We start from the raw sequence: 13,239 nt of genomic DNA on the forward strand, positions 1-13,239 counted from the left end.
TTAAGAAATAAACATCATTAATGATTAATTATATAAATGTTTTTGAAAATAAAGGTACACAAAAGATACATAATGAACTAAAATGAACTTATATGAACATTATTCAACATCAATCTCAACCAACTCAAATGACGAAAGGAATGTATTAATAATGGAAAATCGCTATGCTGCACACCCCAATGAAGTGAAAACGTATGATACATCTCGCCTACGTGAGGAATTTTTAATGGAGCAACTGTTCGCAACTGATGAATTGGTAACGGTATATTCTCATGTGGATCGTTATATTGTGGGAACGGCTGTACCTGAGAGCAAGGATATTACCCTTGAGGTGAACCTGAAGGATATCGGAACGAACTTTTTCCTGGAGCGTCGTGAAATCGGTATCATTAATGTAGGTGGTCATGGAACAGTAACAGCGGATGGACAAGGCTATGAGATTGGGGCAAAGGAATGTCTCTACATCGGTAGAGGTGTGAAGGAAGTCGTGTTCACGAGCAGTGACAAGGCTCAACCTGCCCAATTCTATTTTGTATCCACACCAGCTCACCACACCTATCCAACAGTTAAAGCAACGCAAGAACAAGCTCAGCCGAATCATCTGGGCAGCATCGAAACGTCCAATGAGCGTACGATCTATCGTTACATTCATCAAGGAGAAGGTGGAATTCAAAGTTGTCAGTTGGTAATGGGCATTACCGAACTCGACAAGGGTAACATGTGGAATACGATGCCTGCACATACCCATAATCGCCGTTCCGAAGTATACTTGTACTGGAATCTGCCTGAAGACGGCGTTGTGTTCCACATGATGGGCGAACCGAACGAAACGCGTCATCTGGTTGTACGTGATCGTCAGGCAATCATCTCGCCAAGCTGGTCCATTCACAGTGGTGTGGGTACAAGCAATTACACATTCTGTTGGGCGATGGCTGGTGAGAACCAGACGTTCGAAGATATGGACGGCGTAGCGATGAAAGACCTGAAATAATAAATTACAGATGTCTGAGTTAATTTGACAGAGTAGACACTATAACGGAGGGGACAGAAAGAACCTGAAGAAGCGAAGCGTGCGCCTTTATCACCAAATTTCTCCCTTTAAATAAGGGATTAAAGAAAATTTGGGGATAAGAGTGATCGGAAGGTTTTCTGTACCCGAAGTGTACGTGTGAAACTGTTATTCATTTAACTCAGGTAGTATAGGAAGTTGATTATGATGAATCCATTGAAAAGACATGAAAAAATTATGGAGGCTCTGCTGGAGCGCCAGGAAGTAACCGTCAGTGATCTAAGTGAGCTGTTGCAGGTGACGGGGAAGACTGTACGAGAGGATCTCGACAAGTTGGAGAGTATGGGGCTGCTCGTACGTGTCCATGGCGGGGCTATGCTGGCTCAGAATGACCAGTATGGCATCTTGAATAGCCGTGGAGTCACAGAGAAGCACCATCCAGAGAAGACGGAGATTGCTGAACGTGCCCTTGCTTACATTCGACCTGGAGATATCGTTGCTCTCGATGGTGGCAGCACCACGCTGGAGATGGCCAAACGGCTCGACAATCAGCCCATTACGGTAGTGACTAATGATCTGTTCATCATTGCGGAGCTAACCAAGAAGGAGCAGGTGCGGCTGGTTGTGCCTGGCGGGGCTCGTGTACGGAATATGTTGGTTGGGGATGACACGGCTGCGTTTATATCCAGTCTGAACATCCATAAAGCCTTTATATCCACGACAGCCCTTCATCCGGAATTTGGGCTATCGATCTACACGGGAGATCTGGTTCCTTTGAAAAAAGCAATGATATCTGCCTCGCAGCAGGTATATGGCGTTGTGGATCATTATAAATTCGGACAATTTGCACTTCGGACTTTTGCCCAGTGTTCGGAACTGGACTACATTATCAGTGACAGTCGTCTGGATGAAGAGACGGCTGCCTTATATGAGCAGAGCGGTGTCACAGTGGATTATCAAAGTTAACCTCATTCATAATTCATGGGATTAAAGAACGGACGGATCTATTGTTTGCATATCAAACCATGCGGAGGAATCATTCATGAACCCATTTGATTTAAGAGGACAAGTTGCACTAGTTACAGGTACATCGGGCGGACTGGGACAAGGGATGGCCATTGGTCTGGCAGAAGCGGGTGCTGATGTGGTGCTGGTCTCTTATTCCAAGCCTGCGGAAACGGCAAGTGCGATTGAAGCCCTTGGGCGCAAAGCCTATGTGATTGAAGCGGATTTAAGTCGTGAAGATGAGTTGTCGGCTGTGTTCGAGCAGGCGCTTGCATTCCAGGGCAGAATTGACATTCTCGTTAACAATGCCGGAATCATTCGCCGCACACCTGCGGCTGATCATGCAGGACAGGACTGGCACGATGTGATTGGCCTGAACCTGAACACTGTATTTTTCCTAAGCCAATTGGCTGGCAGACATATGATTGAACGCGGAAGCGGCAAAATCATTAATATTGCATCCATGTTGTCCTATCAAGGCGGGATCAATGTGCCGGGTTATACGGCAAGTAAACATGGCGTTGCTGGTTTAACCAAAGCGCTCGCTAATGAGTGGGCAGGCAAGGGTATTCAGATTAACGGTATCGCACCTGGTTATATGGAAACGGATAATACAACCCAAATTCGTGCAGATGAGAATCGTTACCGGGATATCACAGCCCGCATTCCTGCTGGACGTTGGGGTACTCCTGAAGATCTGAAAGGACCCGTTGTCTTTCTGGCATCTGCCGCTTCGGATTATCTGAATGGTCATGTGCTGAATGTCGATGGCGGCTGGATGGCACGTTAATCGCTTGATAATCGGATTAGTATAAGGAGGCAGTGAGATGAAACTTGGTATTCTGGCACATACATTTGGCAAGCAGCCTACAGCACAGCTTGCGCAGACGATTGCGGATAACGGATTCAATTCCGTACAACTGGCGCTTGCCAAAGCATTATCCGATGTGGACTCATCGAATGGCAAACTGAGCCCGGGGCTGGCGAATGAGATTGGAGATCAATTTGCACAGCGCGGGGTAAAGATTGCGGTACTAGGCTGTTATATTAATCCGATTGACCCTGATCCGGTAACAAGGCGTGCGGACATTGATCGATTCAAGGAGCATCTGCGTTATGCCCGGGATTTTGGTTGCAGCATGGTGGCAACGGAGACCGGGGGCTTGGACACCTATCAGGATACACATCCGGATGGATATGAAGAGAAGGCATGGAGTGTGCTGAAAGAAACGGTTGAGGAGTTGGCTGAGGAAGCGGAGAAGTGGGGTGTGCATGCGGCGATTGAGCCTGTATCTACCCATACCCTTCATACCCATGAACATATGACACGGTTGTTTGAAGAGGTTCCTTCATCCAATCTGGGAATGCTATTCGACCCGTGCAATCTGATCAAACAACCACATGCAGCAGATCAAGGGGCTTTCTTGCGCGAGGTGATGGAATCGCTGTATCAGCGCATGATTGTGATCCATGCCAAAGATGTAGCCTTTGATGCACAGGGAGAGAAGTTCAATCCTGTACCTGGGGCGGGCATACTGGATTACCCGTTATTTTTTGAATTGCTAAAAACGTATAAGCCACATATTGATATTTCACTTGAAGGTGTAACTGCGGAGGAAGCTGTGCCTGCGGCCAAACATTTGCGTGAAGTATGGAGTGCAGTTCGAGTTTAAGTAAAAGCCTAGATATGGTATTGCATACCGAAGCCAAAGTAGCTGAAAAACCTTTGCGAGGGCAAAGGTTTTTTTGGTACAGAAATCGATAATTTACATATTGAATATTTCTTATCGGAAAAATCGGAAATAATTCTTTTCAAATGCGACATCTTGTGAGAGAATATGGAAAACAAACGCCACCATGCGAATACATCAGGGACTCAGAGAACGTATATACCAAGGGAGGATTCAGATTTATGTCAAACGAACGTGAGCTTTCATTTGAAACATTGGCAATTCATGCAGGCCAGGAGATTGATCCAACTACCAACGCACGAGCTGTGCCCTTGTATCAGACAACATCCTATGGATTCAAGGACACCGAGCATGCCGCTAATCTGTTTGGTTTGAAAGAGTTTGGCAACATCTATACCCGTCTGATGAATCCAACAACCGACGTGTTCGAGCAACGCATTGCGGCGTTGGAAGGCGGAGCCGGGGCGCTTGCTACAGCTTCGGGTCAGGCAGCTATTACGTTTTCACTTCTGAATATTGCCGGTGCTGGTGATGAGATCGTCTCTTCGGCGAGTTTGTATGGAGGTACGTACAATCTGTTCTCGACTACGTTGCCGAAACTGGGTCTGGACGTAAAATTTGTGGATTCCAGTGATCCTGAGAATTTCCGGGCAGCCATTACGGAGAAAACGAAAGCATTGTATGCCGAAACAATCGGTAATCCGAAGGGGAATGTACTGGATATTGAAGCGGTGGCAGCCATCGCCCATGAACATGGAATTCCTTTGATCGTGGATAATACGTTCCCGAGTCCGTACCTGCTTCGTCCCATCGAACATGGCGCAGATATTGTCGTTCACTCTGCAACGAAATTTATTGGCGGTCATGGTACATCCATTGGTGGCGTTATCGTGGATAGCGGAAAATTTGACTGGAAAGCAAGTGGCAAGTTCCCTGGATTGACGGAGCCGGATTCCAGTTATAACGGTGTGGTATATACGGAAGCGGTTGGACCGATTGCTTATATTATCAAAGCTCGGGTACAGCTATTGCGTGACTTGGGTGCAACGATCTCTCCATTCAACTCATGGTTGCTGCTGCAAGGACTGGAGACATTGCATTTGCGCGTAGAACGTCATAGTAGCAATGCTCTGGCTGTTGCGGAATTCCTTGAGAAACATGAGGATGTGTCTTGGGTAAGTTATGCAGGTCTGCCGAGCCATGGTTCTTACGAGCTTGCACAGAAGTATCTGCCAAGAGGGCAAGGTGCCATTCTGACCTTTGGAATCAAAGGTGGTGCGGACGCGGGTCGCAAATTGATTGAAAGTGTCAAACTGTTCTCTCACCTTGCGAACGTGGGCGACTCCAAGTCATTGATCATTCACCCGGCAAGCACAACTCACGCGCAGTTGACTGAAGATGAACAGACCGCAGCAGGAGTTAATCCGGAATTGATTCGTCTGTCTGTAGGTACGGAGAACATTCAAGACATTATCTATGATCTGGAGCAAGCCATCAAAGCAAGTCAGGGAGCAAGTGTAGGCGCGTAAATGGCATTGAGTGGATGTGCGAACAATCACTTAAGCGATAGGCCATAAACAGGTCAAACGAATATCCATAGATGGTTAAAGCCGTTGTCCTCAGAGACAGCGGCTTTTTGTCTTTTTGAACATGCATTTATGAGTAAGCAATCGAAAAAAGCCCATTTACAAATGTGGATCACAGGCATATACTGGTTAAAAGTTGTATTGAGTAAAAATAATTGCATAATTGCAAAAATGATTATCATTCTCATTAGAGATTATTTCAAAATCATTCACAAAACCATGCTGCTGCGGGATTCCCGCAGCAGCATGTGTCATTTTTAGGGCATTAACAATGGCTCTCATTCTCAATACAACTTCATTTTTGGGAGCGGAATTCAGTAGACTCGTCATCCGCAAACCTACCATTCGAAAGGAACGTGATTCATATGCAAGCGATCCATCAACCACTACACAGACAGAAGCAAGCGGAACAGCGCTCATTCCAAACACCAGGCCCAAACCGGGGACGTAAGCCTGATTTTCGAGCTATGTTTCAGAATAAAGAGATGCAATCTGCATTGGGCAGCGGGCTGTTGATGCTGATTGCCTGGGGAACTGCACCGTATTTTGGTACCTTATCGATCATGCTCTACATTGTGGCCTATGCCGTTGGTGGTTGGACCAAAGCGAAGGAAGGTATTGAGACACTGGTGAAGGACCGTGATCTGGATGTAAACCTGCTGATGATTGCCGCATCCCTCGGGGCAGCAGCCATTGGTTACTGGAACGAAGGCGCGATGCTGATCTTTATTTTTGCACTCAGTGGTGCATTGGAAAGTTACGCGACAGAGCGCAGTCATAAAGATATCTCATCTTTACTGGCGCTCAAGCCAGAGACTGCACTGCGTATTGAGGATGGACAGATGAACCTCGTGGCTATTGATGATCTGCAGCCGGGTGATCTGCTGTTGGTCAAACCGGGAGAACTCATTCCAGCAGATGGTGTCGTGTACCGGGGGAGTTCTTTTATCAATCAGTCATCCATCACCGGAGAATCCCTGCCTGTGGACAAAGTTGCGGGGGATGAAGTCTATGCAGGTACGGTAAACGGGGAGGGTGCAATATACGTAGAGGTCACAAAATCGGCTGAAGGGTCACTGTTTGGCAAAATCATTAAAATGGTGGAGGAAGCGCAGGCGGAAGTGCCGGATTCTCAGCGTTTCATGGAGCGGTTTGAAGGAATTTACGCACGTATTGTTGTAGGGGTGACCTTACTTGTCATTGCAGGAACTCCACTGCTGCTTGGCTGGACATGGAATGAGGCATTTTACAAAGCGATGGTATTTCTGGTGGTTGCTTCGCCTTGTGCATTGGTGTCTTCCATCATGCCTGTCATGCTGTCCGCGATGTCCAGCAGCGCCCGCCGTGGCATTCTTTTCAAGGGAGGTGCCCATATGGAGAATATGGCTCGAACGCGGGTCGTGGCTTTTGACAAGACAGGTATATTGACCATGGGCACCCCGCAAGTGACCGATATTATTACGGCTGAACATGTAGATCGCGTCCAGCTGTTAGGTGCAATAGCGGCGATTGAGAACCTCTCCATGCATCCTTTGGCTCGTGCCATCGTAGATCAGGCGAACAAGGAGAACATCACACTTCAGGAAGCGGAGCACGTACAGGCTTTAACAGGCTGGGGCATCGAAGGAAATGTAAACAATGTGGTCTGGAGCATTGGCAAAACAGATGTAATGGAATCGATGCAGTCAGAGGAGATGAAAGACAGCAACGTTGATCCAGATGAGCATGGTGCTAACCATGTGAAGGCATCTTCTGAGTGGGGCGTTGTACGCTCCCGTCTTGAGGGGGAGGGCAAAACCGTATCCGTTGTTATGGCTGATGGTGAATTAGTCGGGCTGATCGCGATGCGGGACACGGTACGGCCACAGGCAGCAGCTGCAGTGAAAAAGCTTGAAGCGATGGATGTTAAAGTTGCCATGTTAACAGGTGATCGGGCCAGATCTGCTTCTGTGATTGCGCGTGAAACAGGAGTAAGCATGATCTATGCAGACTTGCTGCCTGGAGATAAAGTGAAGCAGGTACAGGCACTTCGCAAACAGTATGGTCCGGTTCTGATGGTAGGGGATGGTGTCAATGATGCACCCGCCCTTGCGGCAGCTACTGTGGGTATGGGGATGGGATTGTCCGGCAGCGGAACTGCACTGGAGGTCGCCGATGCGGTATTAATGAACGATAACATTGAAGAGATCGCTTGGGTGATTGGGCAGGCTCGTCGAGCACAGCGCACGGTGAAACAAAATATGTTTTTTGCCATCACCGTTATTCTGGCCTTAATTGCGGGTAACTTCCTCCAAGACGTAGCATTGCCTCTGGGTGTGATAGGTCATGAAGGAAGTACAATTCTGGTTATTCTGAATGGGCTTAGACTGCTACGGTAATCAGATATGGAGAGGAAAATGGTTAATTGGTTTTGCTGGTAGCATGCGGCTGGTTGAACGGCTCACGTTTGAACCTTGGGTCAGCGGGTAATGATTCGAAGAGATGATTCGATACTAAGGGAGCTGTGAAATATGGGACGTTATGTACAAGTGGAACCGAATGTAAAAGTATATGTTGAAGATATTGGTGAAGGAACCCCGGTTGTCTTTTTGCACGGCTGGCCTGTTAATTATAAAATGTTTGAATATCAGTTGAACGTACTTCCGAACCATGGCATTCGTGCCATTGCGATAGATTTTAGAGGATATGGCTTATCGGATAAGCCTTCCACAGGGTATGATTATGATCGCATGGCAGACGATGTTCGTGCCGTTATTGATGATCTGGAGCTGACAGACGCGGTACTCGCAGGGTTCTCCATGGGTGGAGCGATTGCAGTACATTATATGGCTCGCCATAAGGGACATGGTGTATCCAAGCTGGCCTTGTTATCTGCGGCAGCACCTGTGTTCACACAGCGCGAAGGATATCCGTATGGATTGACTCCGGAGCAGCTGAACGAGCAGATTATTGAGCCGATCTTCGCAGATCGTCCGAAGTTGCTGGAGACGTTTGGCGGCATGTTCTTCGCGAAGGAACACAGCCAGCCATTCATGGATTGGTTCCATGCACTGGGCATGGAGGCTTCATCCTCTGGTACCATTCACAGTGCAATTGCGTTGCGGGATGAGGACTTGCGTGATGAACTGAGTTCGATTCAGGTGCCGACAGCTATTTTGCACGGGAAAAAGGATGAGATCTGTCCGTTCGAATTCGCTGAGCAGATGCACCAAGGCATCGCTTCATCGCAATTGATTGCTTTTGAAGAGAGTGGGCATGGCGCATTCTATGATGAATTGGAGAAATTCAATTCGGAACTGATCCGATTTATTCAATCCTGATCAAGTGGGTGCATAATGCCCCATACAGACAATCCCAGTAATTTCATGGAATCTTCATTTGTGGCTAAACAAAGAACCCGGTCGACAGTCTTGGACTGTTCGCTCGGGTTCTTTATGTTGTGCTTATAAGGGTGTCTTATTAGTTGTACTGTAAGTATACATTCTGAAATCAGAACAGTTCGGTCAAACCGATCATCGTGATGAGTCCGAGTAAAAACGAGATGGTCGCCACACGTGCATTGCCATCACCGTGACTCTCGGGAATGAGTTCCTTATAGACGATGAACATCATCGCACCGGCTGCAAAAGCCAGACCATAAGGGACAAGACCGGATACGAGACTACTTAAGGTGTAACCAATCATAGCTGTAATAATCTCTACCGCTCCGGTCAGGGTGGCAATACCCAGCGCTTTGAAGCGGCCAATGTTCTGGTTCACGAGAAAGAGGGCCACCAGGAATCCTTCCGGCGCATTCTGCAATCCGATGGAGAAGGCAATGAGATTGCCCAGGTTCTCATCCGAGCTTGCATAGCTGACTCCAACCGATAACCCTTCTGGCAAGTTATGCATGGTGATGGCTGCAATAATCATGAAAGCTTTGGCTTCAATTTTAAAAGGCATTTTCTCGGGGTTCTCCAGATCGACGTGTGGAATCTTCATCTCCAGCACCAGTAGCACCAGGCTACCAAGCATAATACCAAATGCGAGTACAAAGAGGTTTGATTGGCCAAGCGCTTCGGGAATGAGATTATACACCGAGGCCGAGGTCATAATACCTGCGGCGTATGCCAGCAGGATATCACGCAGACGGTGCGATATCTTGCGCATAAATAGAATCGGTACGGCCCCTAGGCCGGTAGACATGGCTGATATAAAACTGCCAATGAGTGCATCGTTCATGCTTCCATTTTCCCTCCTGATGAAGACTTCTTCATAATCGCTGCCGAGCATTGACACCGTACATAAAAGAGATCATAATGAACAACAGATTAGAATGATTATAAATTAGAATTCCGTTTCTGCATAGGGCAATTGTCATTACACAGGCAGGTCTTGTGGACATGATGTAGGCTTTTCGTTCTAGTGTATGCAAAAGCATAAGCTTTTGATGCCGGAGGGCCTAACCTTTTTGTAGAACCCGGGGGAGGAACTATACATGTATAAATCAATTATTATTGGAACAGGCCCTGCAGGGCTGACAGCAGCAATCTATCTGGCACGTGCTAACTTGAACCCGCTCGTTATTGAAGGTCCACAACCTGGTGGTCAATTGACAACAACGACTGAAGTGGAGAACTTCCCAGGTTTCCCTGATGGTATTATGGGTCCTGAACTGATGGATAACATGCGTAAACAAGCGGAGCGCTTCGGTGCTGAATTCCGCACAGGCTGGGTGAACAACATCGACATGAGCGAGCGTCCATTCAAGATTCAAGTTGAAGGTATGGGTGAACTCGTATCCGAAACATTGATTCTGTCTACAGGCGCATCTGCTAAATACCTGGGTATTCCCGGGGAAGAAACGAATGTGGGCCGCGGTGTCAGCACATGTGCAACATGTGATGGATTCTTCTTCCGTAACAAAGAGATCATCGTCATCGGCGGTGGCGACTCTGCCCTTGAGGAAGCAAGCTTCCTGTCCCGTTTCGGTTCCAAAGTAACCCTGGTACACCGTCGTGAAGAACTGCGTGGCTCCAAAATTATGCAGGATCGTGCACGCAGCAACGAAAAAGTAGAGATGGCTTTGAACCGTACACCACTCGAAGTACTTGCTGGCGACAACGGCGTAACAGGTCTGAAAGTGTTGAACAACGAGACAGGTGAAGAAGAAGTGATCCCGGCAAGCGGCGTATTCGTAGCCATTGGTCACACACCGAACACTGGATTCCTCGGCGGTCAAGTTACAACGGACGAACACGGTTATATCCTGACTACACCGGGTACATCCGAGACAAACATCCCAGGCGTATTCGCATGTGGTGACGTTCAGGATACACGTTACAAACAAGCGATTACAGCTGCAGGTAGCGGATGTATGGCTGCCATGGACACAGAGAAATACATTGAAAGCTTGGAGCACAGCGCAGTTGTTCTTTAATAGAATGAGCTGATTCCAACCAAACGATAGATTAATAAAAAAACATATGAGGTGAATTAAACATGGAAAACGTAATTCTATATACATCAACGAACTGCCCGAACTGCAAATCCGTAAAAACGTTCTTGGCTGACAAAGGCATCGCTTATGAAGAGCGCAACATCGAAACTAGCGACGAATTTGCACAACAAGTATGGGACATGGGTGTACGTGCCGTGCCTTTGACTGTTATTGGTGAACACCGCATCCTGGGTATGAACAAAACCCAATTCGCTAAAGCATTGGACGCTTAAATCAGGCTGATCATCTGAATCATCATGTGATGAAAGAGAGATTCGATTCATATGCAATTCCGGTTTTCGCGAGCCGTTAGGATATAGAAAGAACCGTACCCGATTGGGTACGGTTTTTTGTGCGTTTTCGCTGAGTGAATCGGACGGATTGCTATCTGCTCGCAAGCATAATTCGGAATTGTCCAATATACAGAAGTGCGATATCCTTTTCTTAAGTCGCAGAGCACAATTGAGGTGAACAAGCAGCATGATTATAGATCAGCAGGAGCATTTTCGCTTCTGGGAACAGGCGAGTATACGAGATATCCATGTTGAAAGAGTTACCCTTGCAAAGGGGGAAAGAACATTATTCACGGTACAGTTGAGCAGTTTTTTCTGTATGAAAAGAGGGAACGTGCTGGTACTGCTCAATCAGAAGACCTATTCCATCAATCCTTTTGAGATTATTCATGCACCTCCCAAAAGTCTGTTTGAAGTTAACGCAGGTTCAGACGGAGCGGAGTATATATTGATTTCGTATAAAGCTGAACGGGGACCATCGTACGGCGATGAGCCGATGTTTGTAGACGAACGTAGATATCCAACTCACGTTACATACCGCGTGATACTAACGCAGCCAATGATGTTATATGAGATTGCAGATCGTATGTTAGAGGTCCAGCAGCAGGAGGCACTTTCGGTATCACTTCAACTCAAAGCATCGTTCTATCAATGGGTTTATTACCTGGTGGAGCAGTACTATCTACAGCCTCTGGTTGTAAAAGTAAGCAGCCCCGTTGAGTTGGTCATACAGACTCTGGAGTACCTGTTGCAGAACTATGCAAAACCGCATACGTTGGACTCTTTGGCGGCAGCAATGGGGCGGAGTCCGGGCCATCTCTCGAATTGTTTCAAACAAGTGCTTAATCGTGGACCGATTGACTGTCTAATCCGTTTGCGTATGCAAAAAGCATGCAAGCTATTGGCCGAAACAAAGCTTCCCTTACGAATGATTGCGTCGGCTATTGGGTATCAGGATGCGTACTATTTCAGCAATGCCTTCAAAAAGTATATGGGAATTTCCCCGCAGAAGTATCGTAAGCAATGCGTAGAGGAAGATGTTACATCTTCAGCAGGAAGAAATTATATTGTTGGCTCTTCAGGTCCATGTTATATTCCTTCATATGATAATGATAATTATTATCAATATTTAGATGGAGGGTCTGATGAAATGTTAAGAAATATAAAGAGAGTCCCAATGGCTTTGCTGATGGCTTTTGGGTTGCTGTTAAGTGCATGTAGTGGCGGTTCTTCAGGGAATACAGGGGCTGCAACAGGAGATGGAAGTACAGCTCAATCGGAAGCACCAGCTTCCCAAGTAAACAGTTCAAGCGAAAATAATACAAATGAAAACGTCCAAGCGACGACACGTAAAGTGAACACATCCATGGGTGAGGTGGAAGTGCCAGCTAATCCGGAGCGTGTCGTAACGGACTTCTTTTTGGGGCATATTCTGGCATTGAACGTTAAGCCCGTCGGTAGTAATGGTCTGTTCATGCAAAATCCGTATTTGGAGGGACAAGTCTCCGGTATTGAGGATGTTTCGGACAATCTGGAAGCAATCACGGGTCTGAATCCGGATCTAATTGTTACAGGGGATGCTAAAAGTTACGAGGCTTATTCCAAAATTGCACCAACCGTCTATCTGGAAAACTCGGCACCGGTTCGTGATCAGGTTAAGGAACTTGGCGTCATACTTGGCAAAGAGGCGGAAGCATCAGCATGGCTTGTCCAGTTTGAAAAGAATCTGGCTTCAGCCAAGGACCGTTTGAGCGGCATTATCAAAGAGGGAGAAACTGCTACGGTCTTTGACGGGGGAATTGTTAAGAACATTTCACTCTACGGTAATGCGTATACAGGCAGAGGTATCCATGGTGAATTGGATATTCCCATGAACGAAAATGTAAAAAGCGAAATTGATCCGAACGTGGGTTGGGCTACAATCTCAAGCGAGATTGTGGAGAAATATGCCGGTGATCGTGTGTTTATGGCCGTAGATGCCAAAGCGGAATCATTTGACTATGCGAGCGATCCGCTGTGGGGAACGTTAGACGCAGTCAAAAACAATGAGTTGTACGAAATTGATGGCTATAAATTTTACTTTTCAGATCCAATTTCCGTCATGGGTCAGATTCAGGATATTGTCGACATGATGGAAGAACGCGCTCTGGAGAAATCTAAAAAGTAGTGATCTAAT

11 protein-coding genes are annotated in these 13,239 nt (G+C 46.9%); 10 read left to right on the top strand and 1 reads right to left on the bottom strand.

The features are described 5' to 3' along the window. Positions 1 to 151 precede the first annotated feature (151 nt). From kduI to HF638_RS18135, 7 genes are all read left to right on the top strand, one after another. A complete protein-coding gene (gene kduI, locus HF638_RS18105) occupies positions 152 to 991 on the top strand; it encodes a 5-dehydro-4-deoxy-D-glucuronate isomerase (RefSeq protein WP_036606918.1) in 840 nt (279 codons plus the stop codon). A gap of 225 nt (positions 992 to 1,216) precedes the next feature. After that, entirely contained in the window at positions 1,217 to 1,975 is a 759-nt protein-coding gene (locus HF638_RS18110) for a DeoR/GlpR family DNA-binding transcription regulator (RefSeq protein ID WP_169481506.1), read from the top strand. Positions 1,976 to 2,051: 76 nt separating this feature from the next. Next, positions 2,052 to 2,804 carry a 2-dehydro-3-deoxy-D-gluconate 5-dehydrogenase KduD gene (kduD, locus tag HF638_RS18115; protein ID WP_169481458.1) on the top strand — a complete coding sequence of 251 codons (753 nt, stop codon included), beginning with the start codon at positions 2,052 to 2,054 and terminating at the stop codon, positions 2,802 to 2,804. A gap of 37 nt (positions 2,805 to 2,841) precedes the next feature. Beyond that, on the top strand, positions 2,842 to 3,687 hold the full coding sequence (locus tag HF638_RS18120) for a sugar phosphate isomerase/epimerase family protein (RefSeq protein ID WP_169481459.1): 846 nt from the start codon (positions 2,842 to 2,844) through the stop codon (positions 3,685 to 3,687). Positions 3,688 to 3,926: 239 nt separating this feature from the next. Further along, a complete protein-coding gene (locus tag HF638_RS18125) occupies positions 3,927 to 5,234 on the top strand; it encodes a homocysteine synthase (protein ID WP_036606925.1) in 1,308 nt (435 codons plus the stop codon). A 422-nt stretch (positions 5,235 to 5,656) separates the two neighbouring features. Beyond that, positions 5,657 to 7,669: a heavy metal translocating P-type ATPase gene (locus tag HF638_RS18130; RefSeq protein ID WP_169481460.1), complete on the top strand. Its 2,013-nt coding sequence runs from the start codon at positions 5,657 to 5,659 to the stop codon at positions 7,667 to 7,669. A 132-nt stretch (positions 7,670 to 7,801) separates the two neighbouring features. Next, the gene (locus HF638_RS18135; RefSeq protein ID WP_169481461.1) at positions 7,802 to 8,611 is read left to right on the top strand and encodes an alpha/beta fold hydrolase; all 810 of its coding nucleotides are present in this window, start codon (positions 7,802 to 7,804) and stop codon (positions 8,609 to 8,611) included. Between the two features lie 169 nt (positions 8,612 to 8,780). On the opposite strand, the gene HF638_RS18140 is transcribed toward HF638_RS18135, so the two are convergent. After that, positions 8,781 to 9,512, bottom strand: a complete 732-nt coding sequence (locus tag HF638_RS18140) for a ZIP family metal transporter (protein ID WP_076319651.1) — start codon at positions 9,510 to 9,512, stop codon at positions 8,781 to 8,783. Positions 9,513 to 9,768: 256 nt separating this feature from the next. Between HF638_RS18140 and trxB the strand changes: the two genes are divergently transcribed. The 3 genes from trxB (at position 9,769) to HF638_RS18155 (ending at position 13,230) form a co-directional block, all read left to right on the top strand. Beyond that, on the top strand, positions 9,769 to 10,710 hold the full coding sequence (gene trxB / locus HF638_RS18145) for a thioredoxin-disulfide reductase (protein WP_145152380.1): 942 nt from the start codon (positions 9,769 to 9,771) through the stop codon (positions 10,708 to 10,710). Positions 10,711 to 10,772: 62 nt separating this feature from the next. Next, positions 10,773 to 11,003: a glutaredoxin family protein gene (locus tag HF638_RS18150; protein WP_105407104.1), complete on the top strand. Its 231-nt coding sequence runs from the start codon at positions 10,773 to 10,775 to the stop codon at positions 11,001 to 11,003. Positions 11,004 to 11,250: 247 nt separating this feature from the next. Beyond that, complete coding sequence (locus HF638_RS18155) at positions 11,251 to 13,230, top strand: AraC family transcriptional regulator (RefSeq protein WP_169481462.1); 1,980 nt, start codon at positions 11,251 to 11,253, stop codon at positions 13,228 to 13,230. The last annotated feature ends 9 nt before the right edge of the window (positions 13,231 to 13,239 follow it).

This window comes from Paenibacillus sp. SZ31 (genome assembly GCF_012912005.1).
Taxonomy (GTDB): Bacteria; Bacillota; Bacilli; order Paenibacillales; family Paenibacillaceae; genus Paenibacillus.

What these genes read in the sequence shown, in the direction of transcription:
- kduI (WP_036606918.1), top strand. Translation starts at nt 152, where the DNA reads ATGGAAAATCGCTATGCTGCACACCCCAATGAAGTGAAAACGTATGAT.
- HF638_RS18110 (WP_169481506.1), top strand. Translation starts at nt 1,217, where the DNA reads ATGAATCCATTGAAAAGACATGAAAAAATTATGGAGGCTCTGCTGGAG.
- kduD (WP_169481458.1), top strand. Translation starts at nt 2,052, where the DNA reads ATGAACCCATTTGATTTAAGAGGACAAGTTGCACTAGTTACAGGTACA.
- HF638_RS18120 (WP_169481459.1), top strand. Translation starts at nt 2,842, where the DNA reads ATGAAACTTGGTATTCTGGCACATACATTTGGCAAGCAGCCTACAGCA.
- HF638_RS18125 (WP_036606925.1), top strand. Translation starts at nt 3,927, where the DNA reads ATGTCAAACGAACGTGAGCTTTCATTTGAAACATTGGCAATTCATGCA.
- HF638_RS18130 (WP_169481460.1), top strand. Translation starts at nt 5,657, where the DNA reads ATGCAAGCGATCCATCAACCACTACACAGACAGAAGCAAGCGGAACAG.
- HF638_RS18135 (WP_169481461.1), top strand. Translation starts at nt 7,802, where the DNA reads ATGGGACGTTATGTACAAGTGGAACCGAATGTAAAAGTATATGTTGAA.
- HF638_RS18140 (WP_076319651.1), bottom strand. Translation starts at nt 9,512, where the DNA reads ATGAACGATGCACTCATTGGCAGTTTTATATCAGCCATGTCTACCGGC.
- trxB (WP_145152380.1), top strand. Translation starts at nt 9,769, where the DNA reads ATGTATAAATCAATTATTATTGGAACAGGCCCTGCAGGGCTGACAGCA.
- HF638_RS18150 (WP_105407104.1), top strand. Translation starts at nt 10,773, where the DNA reads ATGGAAAACGTAATTCTATATACATCAACGAACTGCCCGAACTGCAAA.
- HF638_RS18155 (WP_169481462.1), top strand. Translation starts at nt 11,251, where the DNA reads ATGATTATAGATCAGCAGGAGCATTTTCGCTTCTGGGAACAGGCGAGT.